Origin of the sequence: Stenotrophomonas acidaminiphila (assembly GCF_014109845.1) — a bacterium.
In the GTDB taxonomy this organism is placed as follows: domain Bacteria; phylum Pseudomonadota; class Gammaproteobacteria; order Xanthomonadales; family Xanthomonadaceae; genus Stenotrophomonas; species Stenotrophomonas acidaminiphila.
On sequence record NZ_CP043567.1, the window covers coordinates 2436606 to 2457249 of the forward strand.

15 protein-coding genes and 1 pseudogene are annotated in these 20644 nt (G+C 69.3%); 9 read left to right on the forward strand and 7 right to left on the reverse strand.

Going from position 1 to position 20644, the window contains the following annotated elements; genetic code table 11:
* Positions 1-11: 11 nt before the first annotated feature.
* Positions 12-914, reverse strand: a complete 903-nt coding sequence (locus F0P95_RS11115; protein WP_182334279.1) for a segregation and condensation protein A — start codon at positions 912-914, stop codon at positions 12-14.
* A gap of 347 nt (positions 915-1261) precedes the next feature.
* Between F0P95_RS11115 and F0P95_RS11120 the strand changes: the two genes are divergently transcribed.
* From F0P95_RS11120 to F0P95_RS11160, 9 genes are all read left to right on the forward strand, one after another.
* Positions 1262-1561 carry a YciI family protein gene (locus tag F0P95_RS11120; protein WP_054665152.1) on the forward strand — a complete coding sequence of 100 codons (300 nt, stop codon included), beginning with the start codon at positions 1262-1264 and terminating at the stop codon, positions 1559-1561.
* Positions 1558-1830, forward strand: a complete 273-nt coding sequence (locus tag F0P95_RS11125; protein WP_182334280.1) for a BolA family protein — start codon at positions 1558-1560, stop codon at positions 1828-1830. The genes F0P95_RS11120 and F0P95_RS11125 overlap by 4 nt, the downstream gene beginning before the upstream one ends.
* A gap of 156 nt (positions 1831-1986) precedes the next feature.
* Positions 1987-3015, forward strand: a complete 1029-nt coding sequence (locus F0P95_RS11130; RefSeq protein WP_182334281.1) for a LacI family DNA-binding transcriptional regulator — start codon at positions 1987-1989, stop codon at positions 3013-3015.
* A gap of 85 nt (positions 3016-3100) precedes the next feature.
* Entirely contained in the window at positions 3101-6070 is a 2970-nt protein-coding gene (locus tag F0P95_RS11135; RefSeq protein ID WP_182334282.1) for a TonB-dependent receptor domain-containing protein, read from the forward strand.
* An 84-nt stretch (positions 6071-6154) separates the two neighbouring features.
* Positions 6155-7771, forward strand: a complete 1617-nt coding sequence (locus F0P95_RS11140; protein ID WP_182334283.1) for a glucoamylase family protein — start codon at positions 6155-6157, stop codon at positions 7769-7771.
* A 15-nt stretch (positions 7772-7786) separates the two neighbouring features.
* Positions 7787-9055 (forward strand): sugar ABC transporter substrate-binding protein, encoded by a 1269-nt coding sequence (locus F0P95_RS11145; protein WP_232529106.1) that lies wholly within the window; start codon positions 7787-7789, stop codon positions 9053-9055.
* Entirely contained in the window at positions 9052-9933 is an 882-nt protein-coding gene (locus F0P95_RS11150; protein ID WP_182334284.1) for a carbohydrate ABC transporter permease, read from the forward strand. Before F0P95_RS11145 ends, F0P95_RS11150 begins: the two co-directional genes overlap by 4 nt.
* Positions 9930-10766, forward strand: a complete 837-nt coding sequence (locus F0P95_RS11155; protein ID WP_054665165.1) for a carbohydrate ABC transporter permease — start codon at positions 9930-9932, stop codon at positions 10764-10766. The genes F0P95_RS11150 and F0P95_RS11155 overlap by 4 nt, the downstream gene beginning before the upstream one ends.
* Positions 10767-10959: 193 nt before the next feature.
* Complete coding sequence (locus tag F0P95_RS11160) at positions 10960-14127, forward strand: discoidin domain-containing protein (protein ID WP_182334285.1); 3168 nt, start codon at positions 10960-10962, stop codon at positions 14125-14127.
* 104 nt (positions 14128-14231) lie between these two features.
* Here F0P95_RS11160 and F0P95_RS17825 read toward each other — a convergent pair.
* From F0P95_RS17825 to zwf, 6 genes and pseudogenes are all read right to left on the reverse strand, one after another.
* Positions 14232-14435 (reverse strand): annotated as a pseudogene (locus F0P95_RS17825) (DUF2789 family protein); the annotation flags it as partial.
* Between the two features lie 74 nt (positions 14436-14509).
* Positions 14510-15169 carry a bifunctional 4-hydroxy-2-oxoglutarate aldolase/2-dehydro-3-deoxy-phosphogluconate aldolase gene (gene eda / locus F0P95_RS11165; protein WP_182334286.1) on the reverse strand — a complete coding sequence of 220 codons (660 nt, stop codon included), beginning with the start codon at positions 15167-15169 and terminating at the stop codon, positions 14510-14512.
* A 43-nt stretch (positions 15170-15212) separates the two neighbouring features.
* A complete protein-coding gene (edd, locus tag F0P95_RS11170; RefSeq protein ID WP_182334287.1) occupies positions 15213-17129 on the reverse strand; it encodes a phosphogluconate dehydratase in 1917 nt (638 codons plus the stop codon).
* Between the two features lie 134 nt (positions 17130-17263).
* On the reverse strand, positions 17264-17980 hold the full coding sequence (locus tag F0P95_RS11175) for a 6-phosphogluconolactonase (protein WP_182334288.1): 717 nt from the start codon (positions 17978-17980) through the stop codon (positions 17264-17266).
* The gene (gene glk / locus F0P95_RS11180) at positions 17977-18984 is read right to left on the reverse strand and encodes a glucokinase (protein WP_182334289.1); all 1008 of its coding nucleotides are present in this window, start codon (positions 18982-18984) and stop codon (positions 17977-17979) included. The genes F0P95_RS11175 and glk overlap by 4 nt, the downstream gene beginning before the upstream one ends.
* Positions 18981-20420, reverse strand: a complete 1440-nt coding sequence (gene zwf, locus F0P95_RS11185) for a glucose-6-phosphate dehydrogenase (protein WP_331252891.1) — start codon at positions 20418-20420, stop codon at positions 18981-18983. The genes glk and zwf overlap by 4 nt, the downstream gene beginning before the upstream one ends.
* Positions 20421-20644 lie beyond the last annotated feature (224 nt).

Here is a 20644-nt window from a genome sequence, read left to right on the forward strand (position 1 = left end):
GGGAATGTCGCTCAGGCGGGGTCGGTGGTGTCGGCGTCGTCGAATTCGCTCGAAAACTGCAGCGGCGCGTTGGTGTTGCCGGCGGCCAGCGATTTCACGTAGATCGGCGCCAGCGGCGCTTCCTGGACGATGTCCAGCAGTTGTTCCTTGGCCAGTTCCAGCAGCGCCAGGAAGGTGACCAGCACGCCGAGCTTGCCTTCCTCGGCGGTGAACAGCGTCTCGAAGCGGTAGAACTTGCCGTCCTCGAGCTGTTCCAGCACGTCCCCCATGCGCTGGCGCACGCTCAGCGCCTCGCGCTTGATGGCGTGGCCGCTGAACAGCTCGGCGCGCTTGAGCACGTCGTGCAGGGCCAGCAGCATTTCCTTCAGGTCCACCGGCGGCGGCACCTTGACCGTGGTCCGGTCCGGCACGAAGGCGTGGGCCGGGGTGGTATCGCGGTCCTGGCGGGGCAGGGCGTCGATGTCCTCGGCAGCCTGCTTGAAGCGTTCGTACTCCTGCAGCCGGCGCACCAGCTCGGCGCGCGGGTCGGCTTCCTCGCCATCCTGGCTGGGCGGGCGCGGCAGCAGCATGCGCGACTTGATCTCGGCCAGCATCGCGGCCATCACCAGGTACTCGGCCGCCAGCTCGAAGCGCAGCTCCTGCATGACGTTGATGTACTCGACGTACTGGCGGGTGATCTCGGCGACCGGGATGTCCAGGATGTCCAGGTTCTGCCGGCGGATCAGGTACAGCAGCAGGTCCAGCGGGCCTTCGAAGGCGTCGAGGATGACTTCCAGCGCATCCGGCGGGATGTACAGGTCCTGCGGGATCTGCAGGACCGGTTGCCCATGCACCACCGCCAGCGGCATTTCCTGCTGCTGCGGAATGGTGGGCGGCGCTGGCGGGTTCGCGGCGGGCGCGAGTTCTGAAGTCATCAGGGCGACATCGGGTGTTGCGAGCCTTTACGTTCCGGGTTCCCGCCCGGGACAGGGTCCAGCCTTCTGGATTGAAAGCCATGCGCGCCTGTCCGGCGTGCGTGCACATCAACAACGCGACATGCCGCGCTGTCATGCGGCAACGTCATCGCGAGGAGGTCGTCTACACAGTCCGGGACGGAATCGCGGATCGGTCGGACGGCGGTGGCCTTGCCTGCCGCCGCTCCGGGCCGTTACAGGCCGGCTGCGTGCAATGGCGTAAAGAGTAATCGCCCCGGCCGGGCGGTGTCCAGCGTCCAGGCGCTAGACTTGCCGGCCATCATTCAGCGGACAAGGAGCGGCGAGCGGTGTGGTATGTGATCGAAGGCTACGACGGGCAGGACGTACTGGCGGCGCGCCTGGCCGCGCGGGCGGCGCACCTGGCGCGGCTGCAGGCGCTGCAGGAGCAGGGGCGGCTGCTGCTGGCCGGCCCCTGTCCGGCGATCGACGCCGAGGACCCGGGCGCGGCCGGCTTCAGCGGCAGCGTGGTGATCGCCAGCTTCGACGACCTGGACGCGGCCCGCGCCTGGGCCGGCGCGGACCCCTACGTGGCGGCCGGCGTCTACCAGCGGGTCGACGTGCGGCCGTTCCGCAAGGTGTTGCCATGAGCCGGGTCGAGCGGATCCGGGCGGCCTTGGAGGCCGCGTTCGCGCCCACCCGGCTGGAGGTGGAGGACGACAGCCACCGGCATGCCGGCCATGCCGGCGCGCGCGACGGGCGGGGGCATTTCAATGTGCTCATCGTCAGCACGGCGTTTGCCGGCAAGGCGCCGCTGGCGCGCCATCGTGCGGTGTACGCCGCACTGGGCGCGATGATGCAGACCGATATCCACGCGCTGTCGATCGAGGCGCGTACGCCGGCCGAAGCCGGCGCCTGAACCGGGGCGGGGCGGACGGGGCCATGGGCCCCGTCCCGGGACGGATCGCGGGCGCGCCGGGGCAGGCCTGTCGGGCGAGGGAATCGCCTGTAACAAATTGTTTACAAATCGACATGGAAACGCTTACAGTCGCCGCGACCCCTGTCTACGGAGGGTATGGCGGTGGCGAAGCCGGCAATCACCATCAAGGATGTTGCCCGTGAGGCGAAGGTCTCCGTCGCCACCGTATCGCGTGCCCTCAACGGCCACGAGAACGTCGCCGAAGCGGTACGCCAGCAGGTGCTGGAAGTCGCCCGCCGGCTCCGCTACGCCCCGCACGCGGCCGCGCGCAGCCTGAGCAGCCGCAGTACGCAGACCATCGGCCTGGTGCTGCCCGACCTGCACGGCGAGTTTTTTTCCGAATTGATGCGCGGGATCGACGGTGTCGCGCGCATGCACCGCTGGCACCTGCTGGTCTCGAGCTACCACGGCGACCAGGAGCAGCAGGGCGTCGCCCTGCAGGCCATGCGTGGCCGCGTCGATGGCCTGCTGGTGATGTCGCCCTATACGGCGGACGCTGGTTTCCTGATGGACAACCTGCCGCCGGCACTGCCTACCGTGCTGATCAATACGCCGGTGGCGGATGGCCAGTACCCGGCGTTCGGCATCGATGACCATGCCGGCGCCCTGGCCATGACCCGCTACCTGCTGGAGGCCGGGCATCGCCGCATCGCCTTCATCGCCGGCCCCGACGGCAACCATGACGCCCGCGAGCGCCTGCGCGGCTTCGAGGACGCCATGGCCGCATCCGGTGCCGCCGCCGAGGGCAGGGTCCTGGCCGGCGGCTTCGACGAGGCATCCGGGTACGCGGCCGGACAGGCGCTGCTGCGCGAACCGCGCCTGCCCGATGCGGTGTTCGCGGCGAACGACATGATGGCGCTGGGCTGCCTGTACGCCTTCAGCCAGGCGGGCGTCCGCGTGCCGCACCAGGTTGCGCTGGCGGGGTTCGACGATATCCCGCTGGCACGTTTCGTTCACCCCTCCTTGACCACGATGCAGGTCAGCATCGCCGACCTCGGCGGGCGGGCGACATCGCACCTGCTGCACCTGATCGACCGCGACGACGGATCCGATGGGGGCGCTGGAACGACACTGGTACCCCGCTTGATCGTGCGCGACTCGACGTCCCGACGAGAGGTTTCCTGATCCACCGCCGATGCGCCGGAGTCCCCGGCGGCAAGGCGCCCGAACAAACCGAATGGCAGCCGCGCTGCCGCACCCGGAGAGCAACATGAACCATCCCGCTACCCGCAAGACGTACCCCGCCCGCAGGCTGCTCAGCTGTGCGCTGGCCAGTTGCCTCCTGCTGGGCGCCGCGCCGGCGTTCGCGCAGAGCACCGGCGCCACCATCCGTGGCCAGGTGATGGCCGATTCGGCCCCGGCCGCGCAGGCGCAGGTGACCGCGACCAACCTCGCCACCGGCCTGGCCCGCAGCGTGCAGAGCAGCGCCACCGGCAGTTACTCGCTGGCCGGCCTGCCGCCGGGCACCTACCGGGTGGACGTCGCCGCCGGTGGCAAGACCAGCAGCCAGAACATCACCGTGCAGGTCGGGCAGACCGCGACCGTCAACCTCGGCGTCGGCGGCATGCCCGAAACCGCCGGCGGCAGCGCCACCACGCTGGACGCGGTACAGGTGACGGCGCAGGCGCCGGTCGAGACCAGGACCTCGGAAATCGCCACCTATGTGACGTCCAAGCAGATCGACGCATTGCCGCAGAACACCCGCAACTTCCTGGCTTTCGCCGATACGGCGCCCGGCGTGCAGTTCATCACCGATGCCAGCGGCAACACGCGCGTGCGCTCGGGGGCGCAGAGCGCCAATGCGGTCAACGTGTTCATCGATGGCGTCGGCCAGAAGAACTACGTCACCACCGGTGGCATCAGCGGGCAGGACACCAGCCGCGGAAATCCGTTTCCGCAGTCGGCGATCGGCGAGTACAAGGTCATCACCCAGAACTACAAGGCCGAGTACGACCAGCTGAGCAGCGCGGCGATCGTGGCGGCCACGCGCTCTGGAAGCAACGAGTTCGAAGGCAGCTTCTTCTGGGACAACACCAGCACCGACTGGCGCTCGCGCAGCCGCTTTGAGAAGCGTGATGGCGCGACCAAGGCGCAGAGCAAGCAGGAGCAGTACGGCGTTTCCTTCGGCGGGCCCATCATCAAGGACGTGGCCCATTTCTTCGTTACCTACGAAGCAAAGGAATACCTGACTCCGAAAACCTTCCTGCTCGGCCGTGGCTACAGTCCCTCCGAGCTGCCGGCCGACCTGCAGGCGCAGTACGGCAACGGCACGTATACCTCGCCGTTCAAGGAGGACCTGTATTTCGGCAAGCTCGACTGGCTGTTCGGCGAGAATCACTATTTCGAGCTGACGGCGAAGTACCGGGACGAGAGCGAGACGATCCAGGTGCAGGACCAACGCCTGCCGTTGGCGGCCACGCTCAACGAGAACAAGGAGAAGCGCGTCGATCTGCGCTACCAGTTCAGCAGCTACAACTGGCTCAACGATGCGCACATCACCTACGAGGACGCGTTCTGGAGTCCCCGGCCCGCCAATTTCATCCCCGGCTATTACCTCAGCGACGGCAACTGGTGGGACACCATCGTGCGCAGTGGCGGCGGTGACAACTACCAGGACAAGGGGCAGAAGGGCTGGTCCGTACAGGACGACCTGACCTTCAATGGCTGGGACGGCCATACGGTGAAAATGGGGGTCAAGTACAAGCAGGTGGACCTGCAGACCCTGGAGCAGAACAAGTACAACCCGCAGTTCTACTACGACATCAATGAAAGCCTGGCGATACCGACCCACGTGGAGTTCGGTGCGCCGGTGTCCGGGTTCGGCAATGGCACGGTGAAGTCGAACAACAAGCAGTTCGGCATCTACATCCAGGACGACTGGGAGGTCAATGAACACCTGACCTTGAATCTGGGCGTGCGCTGGGATTACGAACAGACCCCGAGCTACGACGACTACGTCACGCCTGCCCAGGTCGTGTCCGCGTTGCAGGCGTCCAACGCGAACCTGCCCAACTCCGGGTTGAACATCAACGACTACATCAGCACCGGCCGCAACCGCTCGTCGGACAAGAACAACTGGGCGCCGCGATTCGGCTTCTCCTACGACATCCAGGGTGACCAGCGGCACGTGGTGTTCGGCGGCGCGGGGCGGTCCTATGACCGTAATCTGTTCGACTACCTGCAGAACGAGGTATCCAAGGCCAGTTGGGGCACGTACACCTACAACTTCAACACGCCGCTGCATCCGTGCGATCCCACCAACTCGGCGACCTGCCGGGACTGGGACCCGCGCTACCTGGATCCGGAATTCCTGCGGGCCTCGTCGGTGGCGGGCTCGCGCGAGGTGTTCCTGAACAACAACAAGCTCGTGGTGCCCTATTCGGATCAGTTCAGCCTGGGCATGCGCAACACCGTCGAGGTGCTGGGCAACGACTGGAATACGGAAGTGGCCTATTCGTACGTGCGCAGCCATGACGGCATCGCCTTCCTGCTGGGCAATCGCCGTGCCGACGGCAGCTTCTTCCCGGCCGATCCTGCGGGAGCGACCGATCCGCCGCCGTGGGGTATCGGCTTCGCGCCGTTCTCGAACCTGATCCTGGCCCAGAATGCGCTGGAGACGAAGAGCAAGTCGGTCTATGTGAAGCTGGAGAAGCCGTACACGAGCGCATCGCGCTGGGGCGTCACCCTGGCCTACACGTACACCGACTCCGAACAGAACAGCCCGATCGACGGGTGGCCGGGTGGGTTCAATGCCGAGACCATCCGGGACTACGGCTGGTTCCCCGGCAAGGTGCCCGAGAACAGGGTGGTGATGACGGGCATCTGGGACGGCCCCTGGGGCACCACGTTCTCCGGCAAGGGAACCTGGGCGGACGCGACCCCGCGCTACTACCAGAACTGCAACGTCTCAGCCTGGGCTTTCTGCCACTTCGAGAGCTACACGCCGCGCGAGAATTTCAAGCAGATCGACCTGGCGATGGAGAAGGTGTGGGATACCGGCAGCGACATCCGCCTGCGCATCCGGGGTGACGTGTTGAACGTGTTCAACTGGTCGAACTACGACGGCTACGAGGACTGGAGGGGTGGGGCCGCCGAGCCGCAGAACCCGGCCTGGGGCAAGCCGACGTCGATCGCATTGCCGACCCGCACCTTCAAGCTGTCCTTCGGCCTGGACTGGTAAGGCCACGCGCCCGGCCGCCGGCAATGGCGGCCGGGCCAGCGCTGCGCCAGCCTCCATCCCACGGTTCCACCAACGGAAAGTGTCTTGAGCATCCCGCGTACCACCAAGCTGTTGCTGTGCACCGCCGCCGGGCTCGCACTGGGCCTCCTGGGCGGGTGCGGCAAGGCGCCCGAGCCGACCCCGAAAGTGGTGCCCCAGGTGATCCTGATCGAGCCGGACCTGCCGCCGCGGCCGATGAAACCCGAACTCCCGCCGCTGTTCGACGACATCGAGCGGCGTACGTTCCAGTTCTTCTGGGACACCACCAACGAGCGCAACGGGCTCACCCCGGACCGTTATCCGTCGCGTCCGTTCGCCAGCATCGCCTCGGTCGGTTTCGCCCTGACCGCCTATCCGATCGGCATCGAGAACGGTTGGGTCAGCCGCACCCAGGCGGTGGACCGCACCCTGACCACGCTGCGCTTCCTTCGCGACGTGCCGACCGGCCCGCAGCGTACCGGCAAGGCCGGCTACAAGGGCTTCTACTACCACTTCCTGGACATGCACGACGGCCGCCGCTACGACAGCTGGGTGGAGCTGTCCAGCGTGGATACCGCGCTGTTGTTGATGGGCGTGCTGTTCGCGCAGTCCTACTACGATGGCGACGACGCGCGCGAGAAGGAGATCCGCAGGATCGCCGACACGCTCTACCGGCGCGTGGACTGGCAGTGGCTGCAGCGCAACAAGCCGCTGGTGTCGATGGGCTGGTTCCCCGAGAGCGGCTTCATCCAGCACGACTGGATGGGCTACAACGAGGCGATGATGCTCTACGTGCTGGCGCTGGGCTCGCCGACGCATCCTGTCGAGCCCGATGCGTGGACGGTGTGGACGCGTACCTACGACAACGACTGGGGCGTGTTCCAGGGGCAGGAGTACCTGTCGTTCGGGCCGTTGTTCGGCCACCAGTACAGCCACGTCTGGATCGACTTCCGCGACATCCAGGATGCCTACATGCGCGAGCGCGGCATCGACTACTTCCTCAACAGCCGCCGCGCCACGCTGGCCCAGCGCGAGTACGCCATCGCCAACCCGATGCAGTGGAGGGAGTATGGCGAGAACGTCTGGGGGCTGACCGCCGGCGACGGCCCGCAGAACACCACCCAGGAATACAAAGGCGAGCAGCGCCAGTTCCGCCATTACTCGGCGCGCGGCGCCGGCCTGCGCGAGAATTTCGACGACGGCACCATCGTGCCGTCGGCGGCGATCTCCTCGCTGCCGTTCGCGCCGGAGGTGGTGATTCCCGCCACCCAGGAAATGCACCGGCGCTATGGCGACTACCTGTACTCCAGCTATGGCTTCCTGGACTCGTTCAACCCCAGTTTCGACTACGACATCCCGCTCAAGACCGGGCGCCTGATCCCTGACCGCGGCTGGGTGGCCAGCGACTACATCGCCATCGACCAGGGGCCGATACTGGCGGGCATCGCCAACTACCGCGACGAGTTCGTCTGGAACGTGATGAAGAAGAACCCGTACATCCGCAAGGGCCTGGAGCGCGCCGGCTTCGCCGGTGGCTGGCTGCTGCCGGAAGGGGAGGAGTGGCAGCCGCTGCAGAAGGACGACAAGGCCGCGGCTGCACGGGCGGTGGGCATCGCCGAGTCGCGGGCCGCCGCCGCGCAGGAGCAGAAGGCGGCGGACAAGCCCGCCGCGCGGCCGAAGTAGGGCGGACCGGTGACACTGCGCCTGCCCGTTCTGTTGTGCCTTGTCCTGCTGGCCGCCTGCGCGCGGCCGCAGGAGGGCACCACCCTGCGCTTCTGGGCGATGGGGCGCGAAGCCGAGGTGGTCGGCGAACTGGTGCGCGAGTTCGAGGCGGAGAACCCCGGCATCCGCGTCGAGGTGCAGAACATCCCGTGGACGGCGGCGCACGAGAAGCTGCTGACGGCCTATGCCGCCGATGGCCTGCCGGACATCTGCCAGCTCGGCAATACCTGGATACCCGAGTTCGCCACCCTGGGTGCGCTGACCCCGCTGCAGCCCTACGTGGACGCGTCGCGCGAGGTCGTGCCCGCCGACTACTTCCCGGGAATCTGGGATACCAACGTGGTCCAGGGGCAGCTGGTCGGCATTCCCTGGTACGTCGATACCCGGCTGCTGTTCTACCGCAGGGACCTGCTGCGCAAGGCCGGTTACGACCACCCGCCGCGCGACTGGGCCGAGTGGGAGCGGATGAACCAGGCGCTGAAGCAGGTGCTCGGACCTGGCCGCTACCCGGTGCTGATGCCGCTCAACGAGTTCGAGCCGCAGTTGTCGCTGGCGCTGCAGCAGGACGATCCGCTGCTGCGCGACCACGACACCCGCGGCAATTTCGCCAGCCCCGGGTTCCGCCGCGCGCTGGGCTTCTACGCCAACATGTTCGAGCAGGGCTGGGCGCCGAAGATGTCCGAGACCCAGATATCCAATGTCTGGGACGAGTTCTTCCGCGGCTTCACCGTGTTCTACCTGTCCGGGCCGTGGAACATCCGCGAATTCCGGCAGCGCCAGCCGGCGTCGCTGGACGGCGAGTGGGGCACCGCGCCGCTGCCGGGCCCGCACGGCCCGGGGGGCGGCATCGCCGGCGGCACCAGCCTGGTGATCTTCCAGTCGTCGCCGCACAAGCAGGCGGCATGGAAGCTGGTCGAGTTCCTGTCGCGGCCTGCGGTACAGCAGCGTTTCCACGCCATCATCGGCGACCTGCCGCCGCGCCGCAGCGTGTGGAAGCGCGCGGCGCTGGGCGAGGACCCGCTGGCCGCCGCGTTCGGCGAGCAGCTGGAGCGGGTCAGGCCCACGCCGAAGGTGCTGGAGTGGGAGCGCATCGCCCAGGAGATGCGCATCGTCAGCGAACAGGTGGTACGCGGCGGCCTGGACCAGGACACCGCGGTCAGGCGGCTGGATGCGCGCGTGGACGACATCCTCGCCAAGCGGCGCTGGATCGTCGAACAGCAGGCAGCGCGGGAGGCCGCACGATGAAGCGGGGCATGCTCGCCGGCTGGGTGTTCGCCGCGCCTGCACTGATCGTGATCGGGGTGTTCTTCGGGCTGCCGGTGCTGTCGGCATTGGCGTTGAGCCTGACCGACTTCGACCTGTACGCGCTGGCCGACCCGCACAACCTGCGCTTCGTCGGCCTGCACAACTACCTGGACCTGCTGCGCACGCCCATGTTCTGGAAGTCGCTGGGCAACACCGCGTATTTCGTGGTGCTCGGAGTGCCGCTGTCCATCGCCCTGTCGCTGGGCGCGGCGATGCTGCTCAATGCGCCGGTGGCGCGCTTCAAGCCCGTGTTCCGTACCGCGCTGTTCGCCCCGGTGGTGACCACGCTGGTGGCGGTGGCGGTGATCTGGCGCTACCTGTTCCATACCCGCTACGGGCTGGTGAACTGGACGCTGGGGCATGTCGGCATCGACCCGGTGGACTGGCTCGGCGACCCGCACTGGGCGATGCCGACCATCATCCTGTTCGCGGTGTGGAAGAACTTCGGCTACAACATGGTGATCTTCCTGGCTGGGCTGCAGGCCATCCCGCGCGACCTGTACGAGGCCGCGCGGATCGACGGCGCCTCGCGCTGGAAGCAGTTCCTGCACATCACCCTGCCGATGCTCGGGCCGGTGCTGCTGGTGGTCGGGGTGATCACCGTGTCCGGCTACTTCCAGCTGTTTGCCGAGCCCTACGTGATGACCCGCGGCGACCCCCTGCAGAGCACGGTCAGCGTGCTGTATTACATGTTCGAGGAAGGCTTCAAGTGGTGGAACCTGGGGCGCGCCTCGGCGGTGGCGTTCCTGCTGTTCCTGATCATCCTGGGCGTGACCACGTTGATGTTGCGCTTCGGCCGGCGCAGGGAGCTGGTATGAGCCGCGAGATCGGTCAATCGCGCGCCTGGGGCGGCTGGATCAACGGCGCCCTGCTGGTCCTGGCGCTGGTGAGCCTGGCGCCGCTGGCATGGATGCTGTCGGTGTCGTTCATGCCCAGCGGACAGGCCTCGCAGTTCCCGCCCCCCCTGCTGCCGGCGCAGCCCACCCTGGACAACTACCGCGAACTGTTCGCGCGCACCGGCATGGCCGGCAATTTCCTCAACAGCCTGGGCATGTCGGTGGGCATCACCCTGGGCTCGCTGCTGTTCAACACCCTGGCCGGCTACGCCTTCGCCAAGCTGCGCTTCGCCGGCCGCGAGCGGGTGTTCCAGGCGCTGCTGGCGGCATTGGTGATCCCGGCGCAGGTGGCGATGCTGCCGCTGTTCCTGCTGATGAAGCAGCTGGGGCTGGTCAACACCTGGGGCGGGGTGGTGGTGCCGGCGCTGGCCAGCGTGTTCGGCATCTTCCTGGTGCGGCAGTATGCGCGCTCGATCCCCGACGAGCTGCTGGAGGCCGCGCGCATCGACGGCGCCAGCGAGGCGCGGATCTTCTTCCAGATCGTGCTGCCCATGCTCAAGCCGGTGCTGGTGACGCTGGCGATCTTCACCTTCATGGGCGCATGGAACGACTTCATGTGGCCGTTGATCGTGCTGACCGACCAGGAGCATTACACCCTGCCGGTGGCGCTGGCCTCGCTTTCGCGCGAGCACATCATGGACGTGGAAATGATGATGGCCGGCGCGGTGATCACCGTGGTGCCGGTGCTGGCGCTGTTCCTGCTGCTGCAGCGTTATTACATCCAGGGGCTGCTGCTGGGCAGCGTGAAGGGGTGAGCCGGCGCGTTTGCGAGGCATCGCCTCGCGCAGCCGCGGCCGCCCGGGCAAGGAGGGCCGGGCAGGGTTTCCCGGCGCCGCTGGCGTCGCGCCGGGGAGGGCGGCGAAAAACTGCCGGATCCCCGTCTGCACCCACCTTCAGTTCTGCGAAAATCCCACCATGGCCGCTGCCCCCGCACCGAGATCCACCGCGATGAGAATGTTCCTTGCCGTCGTGCTGCTTTCCGCCGCGACGCTGGCCGGCAACGGCCTGGCCGCCGAGACGGGAAGCCGGGTGCTGGCGAAGTTCGACGACATCGGCGCCTGGCAGCTGATCACCTCGCCGCAGGTCAGCGGCTCGCTGCGGCCGGTGACCGGCAACGGCGGCCGCGCGTTGTGCCTGGACTACGACTTCCACGAGGTGTCCGGCTATGCCGGCATCCGCCGCCGGCTGGACGTCACCTGGCCGGACAACTACCAGGTGAGCTTCGGCCTGCGCGGCGATTCACCGGCCAACGACCTGCAGTTCAAGCTGATCGATGCCAGCGGCGACAACGTGTGGTGGGTCAACCGCAGCGGTTACAGCTTCCCGAAGGACTGGACCCGGGTGAGCTACCGCAAGCGCCACATCGAAAAGGCCTGGGGTCCTGGCCAGGACCGGGTCCTGCGGCGCAGCGCCGCAGTGGAGTTCACCATCTACAGCAAGGTGGGGGGCAAGGGCACGGTGTGCTTCGACCAGCTCACCCTGCAGCCGCTGCCGAAGGAGGACACCTCGGCACTGACCACCACGGTGATCGCCGACACCGCGACCGCGCTGCAGCAGCGCATCGCCGACGGCAAGCCGGACACGGTGTGGATCAGCGGCGGGGTCAAGCAGCAGACAGTCAGCCTGGACCTGGGCAAGGTGCGCGAGTTCGGCGGCGCGGTGATCCAGTGGGTGCCGGGGCTGGAAGCCTCGCGCTACGTCGTGCAGGCCTCGGTCGACGGCCGCGACTGGCACCGGCTGCGCGAGGTGACCGCCGGTGGCGGCGGCCGCGATTGGCTGGCCCTGCCCGAGACCGAGGCGCGCTACCTGCGGTTCGACCTGGTCGACGGTCCCAACTGGCGCTATGGCATCCGCGACATCAGCCTGAAGCCGCTGGAGTTCGCCGCCACGCCCAATGATTTCGTGCGCTCGGTCGCGCGCGACCTGCCGCGCGGGTCGCTGCCGCGGGGCTTCTCCGGCGAGCAGCCGTACTGGACCCTGCTGGGCCTGGACGGCGGCCGCGAGCAGGCGCTGATGGGCGAGGACGGCACCCTCGAGGCCGCGCGCGCCGGCTTCAGCATCGAGCCGTTCGTGGTGCTCGACGGCAAGGTGCTGGGCTGGGCCGACGTGAGCGCCAGCCAGCGCCTGCAGGACGGCTACCTGCCGATTCCCTCGGTCGAATGGAAGCACGACCGATTCGGCCTGCAGGTCACCGGTTTCGTGCAGGGTCGCCCCGAGCAGGCGCAGCTGGTGGCCCGTTACCGGCTGCACAACCCGGACAAGGTGGCGCACGAGTACCGGCTGGCGCTGGCGGTGCGGCCGTTCCAGGTCAACCCGCCGAGCCAGTTCCTCAATACCGTCGGCGGCGTGAGCCGGATCGAGCGGCTGGCGGTCCAGCGCGCCCAGGTGGCGGTCAACGGCCAGCCGCGGGTGTTCGCCGCGACGCCGCCCGATGCCGGTTTCGCCAGTGCGTTCGACAGCAAGTTCGACGTCACCCACCTGGCCGACAGGACCCTGCCGGGCACGCGCGAGGTCAGCGACCCGACCGGGCTGGCGTCCGGCGCGATGCTCTACACCTGGAAACTGGAGCCGGGGCAGAGCCGCGAGGTCGCGCTGGTGTTGCCGCAGACCGGCAGCTGGTCGATGCCCGGCCGTTTCGATGCGGACAAGGCGCAGCAGCAGGTCGCGGCGATGTGGCGGCAGAAGCTGGACCAGGTACGGCTGCAGTTGCCCGAGGCCGGCCAGCCGCTGGCCGATACGCTGCGCACCGCGCTGGCGCACATGCTGATCTCGCGGGTGGGGCCGAGCCTGCAGCCGGGCACGCGCTCGTATGCGCGCAGCTGGATCCGCGACGGCGCGATGATCTCCGAAGGGCTGCTGCGGCTGGGCCGCGAGGACGCGGTGCGGCAGTACCTGGAATGGTATGCGCCCTACCAGTTCGACAGTGGCATGGTGCCGTGCTGCGTGGACGCGCGCGGCAGCGACCCGGTGCCGGAAAACGACAGCCACGGCGAGCTGATCCATGCCATCGCCGGGTACTGGCGCCACACCGGCGACCTGGAGTTCCTGCAGCGCATGTGGCCGCACGTACTGGCCGCGTGGGGCTACATGGAGGACCTGCGGCTGAGCGAGCGCAGCGAGGACAACCGCGCGCGCAACCGGGGCTTCTACGGGATGATGCCGGCGTCGATCAGCCACGAGGGCTATTCGGCCAAGCCGGTGCATTCGTACTGGGACGATTTCTGGGCGCTGCGTGGCTACAAGGACGCGGCCGACATGGCCGTGGCGCTGGGCCTGGCCACCGAGGCCGAAGCGATGGCCGCTTCGCGCGACCAGTTCCGCCAGGACCTGGACGCCTCGCTGCGCGCGAGCATGGCCGCGCACCGCATCGACTACCTGCCGGGCTCGGTCGAGCTGGGCGATTTCGACGCGACCTCGACCACCATCGCGCTGGCGCCGGGGGGCGAGCAGGGGCGGCTGCCGCAACCGGCGCTGGACATCACCTTCGAGCGCTACTGGCAGCAGTTCGTCGAGCGCCGCGACGGCAAGCGCCAGTGGAAGGATTACACCCCGTACGAGTGGCGCAACGTCGGTGCCTTCGTGCGCCTGGGCTGGCGCGAGCGCGCCTGGGAGGCCAGCGAGTTCTTCTTCCGCGACCGTGCGCCGCAGGCCTGGAACCAGTGGGCCGAGGTGGTGTCCTCCACACCGCGCACGCCGTTCTTCGTCGGCGACCTGCCGCATGCCTGGGTGGCTTCGGATTTCGTGCGCTCGGCGCTGGACATGTTCGCCTACGAACGCGAGATCGACGACGCCGTCGTGCTTGCCGCCGGGGTGCCGGCGGCATGGCTGGCGGGCAAGGGCATCGCCATCGAGGGCCTGCGCACCGCGCACGGCCCGCTGCGTTACTCGCTGGTGCGCGACGAACGCGAGCTGACCCTGAAGGTCGCCGACGGCCTGCGCCTGCCCAGCGGCGGGCTGGTGCTGCCATGGCCCTACGCGGGCGAGCCTGGGCAGGCCCGCATCAACGGCGAACCGGCGGCGTGGTCGGGCACCGAACTGCGGATCACCACGCTGCCGGCGAAGGTCGAGATCGAGATCCCCGTCGACCTGCGCCGCAGCGAACGCGGCCGGCGCTGAGGCGGCCCGCAGCCGGCGATGCCGCCGTAGGCCCCGCCGGTAGTGCGGGCGCGGCGGCTGTGCGCATGCAAGGGCGCGGCCGACCGAGCGGCGAGGCTGGCCCAGGTGCCGCCGCCGTGGATCTTCCCGTTCTGGAACCGGCGTTGCCGCCTGCTCCAGAACGGCGTCTGCCCGATACCGGTTTCCAGCGGCAGCCGGTGGCCGCGGATGATGCGCACGATGGCAGGGGCATCGGCGCCCAGGCCGGGCGGGAGGAAGAGGTTGCGCATGCGCGTGCCGGGGCTGGTCCTGCGCGGGCAAACACGCATGCTGCGTTCGGTCGTTCGGTCGTTCGGTCGTTCGCGGTGTGCGCGCCAGACCGCGCAAAGCCCCGGCCTGGGGCTCAGCCGGCGCGGACCGCGCGCACGATGGCGGCGGCCGCGGCGGCCGACTGCCTGACCTGGTCCCACTGGCCGTTGCGGATCCAGGCATCCTGCACCATCCACGAGCCGCCGATGCAGAGCACGTTCTTCTGCTTCAGGTAATCGGCGGCGGTGTCCTCGGTGATGCCGCCGGTGGGGCACAGTTTCAGTTCGGGGATCGGCCCGGCCACGCCCTTGATCATCGCCAGTCCGCCCACGGCGGTGGCCGGGAACAGCTTGCAGACGCGGAAGCCGCGCGCCAGCAGCGCCAGCAGTTCGGTGGGCGAGGCGGCGCCGGGCACCACCGGCAGCGGCGCCTTTGCCAGCGCCTCGGCCATGTGCGCCGGGGTGCCCGGGGTCACCAGGAAGTCGGCGCCGACGTCGATGGCCTGGCGCATCTGCTCGACGCTCAGCACCGTACCGGCGCCCACCACCACGTCGGGAAGCTCGCGCTTGAGCATGGACAAGGCGTCCATCGCCACCGGCGTGCGCAGGGTCAGTTCGATGGCCGGCAGGCCGCCTTCGAGCAACGCGGCGCTGACCGCGCGGGCCTGGTCGAGGGTGTGGACGGTGACGACGGGCAGGATGCCGGCGGCGGTGAGCAGGTGTTCTGCGCGGTCCTGGTGCTGGGCGATGGTCATGGCGGGGTTCCGGTGGGGCGGGGCGTGGTGCGGGCCGTGGAGGTCAGGCGTCCTTGGCTTCGTGCGGGGCCGCGGCAGCGGCGGCGTCGTGGCCGAGTTCGTACTCGGCGTCGTACGCCCATACGCTGCCATCGGCCCGCGCCGGGCCGCAGGAGATCGAAATGGCGCCCTGGTCGGCAGGGCCGACGACGCGGCGGTTCATCGCGAACAGATTGCGGCCCAGGTCGTGGCCCGCTGGCGCGGTATTGGCGGCGATGGCGCGGGTGGCCCACTCGGTGGCGTCCACCAGCACTTCCAGGGTGCCGGCCTCGCCGTCCAGGCGGATGATGTCGCCCTCGCGGATACGGGCGATCGGGCCGCCACGGGCGGCTTCGGGGGTGACATGGATGGCGGCCGGGATCTTGCCCGACGCGCCGGACAGGCGCCCGTCGGTGACCAGTGCCACGCGCCGGCCCTGGTTCTGCAGCAGCCCCAGCAGCGGTGCCAGCGAATGCAGTTCCGGCATGCCGTTGGCGCGCGGTCCCTGGTAGCGCACCACGGCCACGAAATCCCGCGGCAGGGCGCCGGCGGCATGCAGCTTGTTCAGTGCCTGCGGCGCGTCCACCACCACCGCCGGCGCCTCGATCGTGCGGTACTGCGGCTTCACCGCCGACAGCTTGATCAACGAACGGCCGACGTTGCCGCGCAGCAGGCGCAGCCCACCCTGTGCCTCGAATGGCTCGGCGGCCGCGCGCACCACATCGGTATCGGCGCTGTGCGCGACGGCCGGCGCGTAGACGACCTTGCCGTCGATCAGCCGCGGCTCCTGCGCATAGGCGCGCATGCCACCCTCGGCGATGGTCGCCAGGTCGTCATGCATCAGGCCGGCGTCCATCAGTTCGCGGAACACGAAGCCCGGCCCGCCGGCGGCGGCGAAACGGTTCACGTCGGCGTCGCCGTTGGGGTAGACGCGGGCGAGCAGCGGCACGATCTGCGAGAGCTGGTCCATGTCGTCCCAGGTCAGCACGATGCCGGCCGCACGCGCCACCGCGATCCAGTGGATGGTGTGGTTGGTGGAGCCGCCGGTGGCCATCAGCGCGACGACGGCGTTGACGATGGCGCGCTCGTCGATCAACCGCCCCAGCGGGCGGAAGTCGCTGCCGAGCGCGCAGATCTCCAGCGCGCGCGCGGTGGCGGCGCGGGTCAGCGCATCGCGCAGCGGCAGTTCCGGGTTGACGAAGGACGCCCCCGGCAACTGCACGCCCATCGCTTCGAGCAGCACCTGGTTGGAGTTGGCGGTGCCGTAGAAGGTGCACGTGCCCGGCGCGTGGTAGGAGTCGGCCTCGGCCTGCAGCAGTTCCTCGCGGGTCGCTTCGCCGGCGGCGTAGCGCTCGCGCACCTCGGCCTTCTTCTTGTTGGGTATGCCCGGGGTCATCGGCCCGGCCGGCACGAACACCGCCGGCAGGTGGCCGAAGGCCAGCGCGCCGATCAGCAGGCCCGGCACGATCTTGTCGCATACGCCCAGGTGGATGGTGGCGTCGAACATGTCGTGGCTCAGGCCGATGGCGGTGGCCTGGGCGATGATGTCGCGCGAGAACAGCGACAGCTCCATGCCGCCGCGGCCCTGGGTGACGCCGTCGCACATCGCCGGCACGCCGCCGGCGACCTGCGCGGTGGCGCCGAGTTCGCGCGCGGCATCGCGGATCAGCTGCGGGTAGTGCTCGAACGGCTGGTGCGCCGAGAGCATGTCGTTGTAGGCGGTGATGATCCCCAGGTTGGGCGTCACGTCACCGCGCAGCCGGCCCTTGTCGGTCGGGCCGCAGGCGGCGAAGGCATGGGCGAGGTTGCCGCAGCTCAGGCGCGAACGGAACGGACCGGAGCGCAGCGCGGCATCGATGCCCGCCAGGTAGGCCGCGCGCGACGGGGCGCTGCGCAGGCGGATGCGTTCGGTGATGGCGTGGATTTTCGGATGCAGGCTCATGGACGTTTACCGGCGGAGAAGGGGGAGCGGGGCGCTGCGGAACGGTGGGCGGGCGCGGCGTGGCGGCGGGGGATCGACGACAACCCGCTGCCGCGGGTCGAGGCGCCGCGGCGCGCGGCTGGCGTTCGCCGTGATCAGGCGCACCAATGCACGCGCAGCCTGGTGCCGGGGGCGTCGATGGCGGCCAGCACCGGGTAGCGGTGCACGTCGCCCGAGGCGAGCGCGGCCTCGAGGACCTCGAGCTTCTGCCGGCCGCGCAGCAGCAGCAGGCGGTTGCCGATGGACGCCAGCCCGCGTGGGGTCAGGGTGATGCGCAGGTGCCAGTCCCGGGCGACCGGGCAGCCGCTGGCATCCAGCGCCGCATACGGCTTGCTGCCGTGCAGGGCGCGTTCGAGGTCGCGCGAGCCGGGGAACAGCGAGGCGGTGTGGCCATCGTTGCCCATGCCCAGCACGACCAGGCAGGCCGGCTGCGAGTATTCCGCCTGCAGGTTGGCGTCGTGGACGCATTCGGCCAGCGATTTGCCCACGCGCACCAGGGGGTCGAAATGCGCGCCCTCGGCAAGGTTGAGGAAGCTGTGGCGCACCAGCCAGGCATTGCTGTCGCGGTCCTGCGGCGACAGCCAGCGCTCGTCGGCCAGGCCGACTTCCACGCGCGCCCATTCCAGCGGCTGCTCGGCCAGCAGTTCGTAGACCGGGGCCGGCGTGGTGCCGCCGGACAGCAGCATGCGCGCGCGGCCGCGCTGGGCGATTTCATGGCCCAGGATCGTCGCCATCTCACGGGCGACGTTCTCGGTCCAGGCTTCCTCGCCGGAGTGGCGGACGAGGGTGAGGCGTTCGCCGAGGGCGCTCATGCGGTTGCTCCGGACGGGGCCTGCTCCAGGTCCAGCGCGTATGCGGCCGCACCGAGCAGGCCCGGGGAGGGATGGACGATGGCCAGCGACGGCACCTGCGACAGGGTCGCGCTGAAGCGGCCCTTGTTCTCGAAATGGCTGCGGAACCCGGAATGGCGCAACGGCCCGAGCAGCCGCGGCACCAGCCCGCCGGTCAGGAACACGCCGTCCCAGGCGCCCTGGACCAGTACGGCATCGCCGGCGACGGCGCCGAAGATGTCCATGAACACCTCGATCGCGCGCATGGCGACCGGGTCGCCGGCGGCGGCGCGTTCGCTGACCTGCGCGGGCTGCAGCTGCCCCGGGTCCTGGCCTGCGATCTCGCTCAGCGCCCGGTGCAGGTTGACCAGGCCGGGGCCGCAGATCAGCCGCTCGTTGGAAACGCGGCCGAACTGCTGGCCCAGAATCTGCAGGATGCGGATCTGTTCCGGGGTGGTCGGCGCGAAACTGGCATGGCCGCCCTCGGTCGCCAACGGGTAATAGCGGCCGTCGCGGACCACCAGCCCGCCCACGCCCAACCCGGTGCCCGGGCCGATCACGCAGTAGTTGCGCGGCAGCGAAGGCGCGGCCGGCTGCCAGGCGGCGCCGCCGGTCTGCACCACGTCGGCCGGCTGCAGCAGCGCGACCGACATCGCCTGGGCGACGAAGTCGTTGATCAGGTGCAGCTGCGACAGGCCCAGCTGCGTGGCGGTACGCGAGCGCGAGATCACCCACGGATGGTTGGTGATGCGCGCCTCGTCGCCATCCACGCGCCCGGCCACCGCGAACACCCCGCCGCGGGCACGGGCGCCGCGCTCGCGCAGGTAGCAGGCGGCGGCGTCGGCCAGCGAGGCGAACTGTGCCACCGGGTACTCGCCGATGCTGCCGGCGTCCAGCGGCGTGGCGCTGCTGGTATCGGCCAGCGCGAAGCGCGCGTTGGTACCGCCGATATCGGCGACCAGCACGTGTCCGGCGGGACCGTTCACAGCGCGTCGTCCGAGCGTTCGTCGGCGACGATCGCCGCGGGCAGGAACAGATGCGCCTGGTCCGGGCCCCAGCTGCCGGCCGGATACGGCTGCATCGGCAGGTCGGCGGCCTTCCAGGCGTCGGTGACGCTGTCGATCCAGGCCCAGGCCGCGCGCACCTCGTCGTCGCGCACGAACAGCGCATGGTTGCCGTTGAAGGCATCCAGGAACAGGCGCTCGTAGGCGATGCGGCGGTGCAGGCCGGTGGGCACCGACAGTTCCAGTTCCAGCGGCTGCAGTTCCAGCGCGCCCCATTCCGGGCCTGCCAGCGAGCTCATCAGCCCCAGCTGGATGTTCTCCTGCGGCTGCAGCTGGAAGGTCAGCCGGTTGGGCTGGGCGTGGCGGCGGTCGGGGCGCTCGAACAACCAGTGCGTGACCGGCTTGAGGTTGACCTCGATGCGGGTGGTGCGCTCGGGCAGGCGCTTGCCGGTGACCAGGTGGAACGGCACCCCGGCCCAGCGCCAGTTGTCGATGTGCGCGGTGACGCCGACGAAGGTCTCGGCCTCGCTGCCTTCCGGCGGCTGGTACGCCTGCGCCGGCTGGCCATTGATGGTGCCGGCGGTGTAGCGGCCGCGCACGCTGTCCTTGGCGGCGTGGCGGGCGTCGAGCGGGCGCAGTGCGCGCAGCACCTTGACCTTCTCGTCGCGGATGCGGTCGGCTTCCAGCGAGGCCGGCGGTTCCATGGCCACCAGGCACAGCAGCTGCAGGATGTGGCTCTGCACCATGTCGCGCATCGCGCCGGAGCGCGAGTAGTACGAGTCGCGGCCGTCGACGCCGTCGCTCTCGGCCACCATGATGTGCACCGATTCGATGTAGTTGCGGTTCCACACCGCTTCCAGCAGGGTGTTGCCGAAGCGCAGCGCCATCAGGTTCTGCACCGCCGCCTTGCCCAGGTAGTGGTCGATGCGGAATACCCGGTCCTCGTCGATCAGCGCGCCGATCGAGTGCAGGATCTGCGCGGCGCTGTCGCTGTCCGAGCCGATCGGCTTCTCCAGCATCAGCCGGTGCGGTGCGGACAGCGCGCCGCCCAGCGCCAGGCCCTCGCAGGTGGAGATGTACAGGCCCGGCGGGATCGACAGGTAGCTGACGCAATGGCGGCCGTTCAACTCGCGCACCGCCTCGGCGATCGAGCCGGGGTCGCGCAGGTCCACCGAGCGGTAGTCGATGCGTCGCAGCAGGTTGTTGATGTCGTCCTGGCTGGCCTGGGGCAGGGCCTGTTCCAGGCGTGGCCGCAGGATGTCGCGGAACTTGTCGGTGTCGTGCGGCGACAGCGCCATCGCGCGCACCCGGAAATCCTCGGGGAGCAGGCCGTCGCCGAGCAGGCGCAGCAGGGACGGGAACAGGTAGCGCTGGGCCAGGTCGCCTGTGGCACCGAACAGGAGGAGGGTGTCGTGCATGGCTCGAGTTTCGTGTTCTGGTGACATCGTTGTCAATCGCCCTTCGCTATGTTCTGGTTGCTGTTCCGGTGGGGGTCCCGCGGCTCCGGGCCGCGCCTGCGCCATACCCGGGAGGGAGCGGCGGGCGGGCCTTGGAGGGGGAGCGGTCCGGGCGTGTCGGATACGCCGGCGCGGGCGTCCACGGGCGCTGCCGCGAACCATGGATGGTGCCATGGGACCACGCT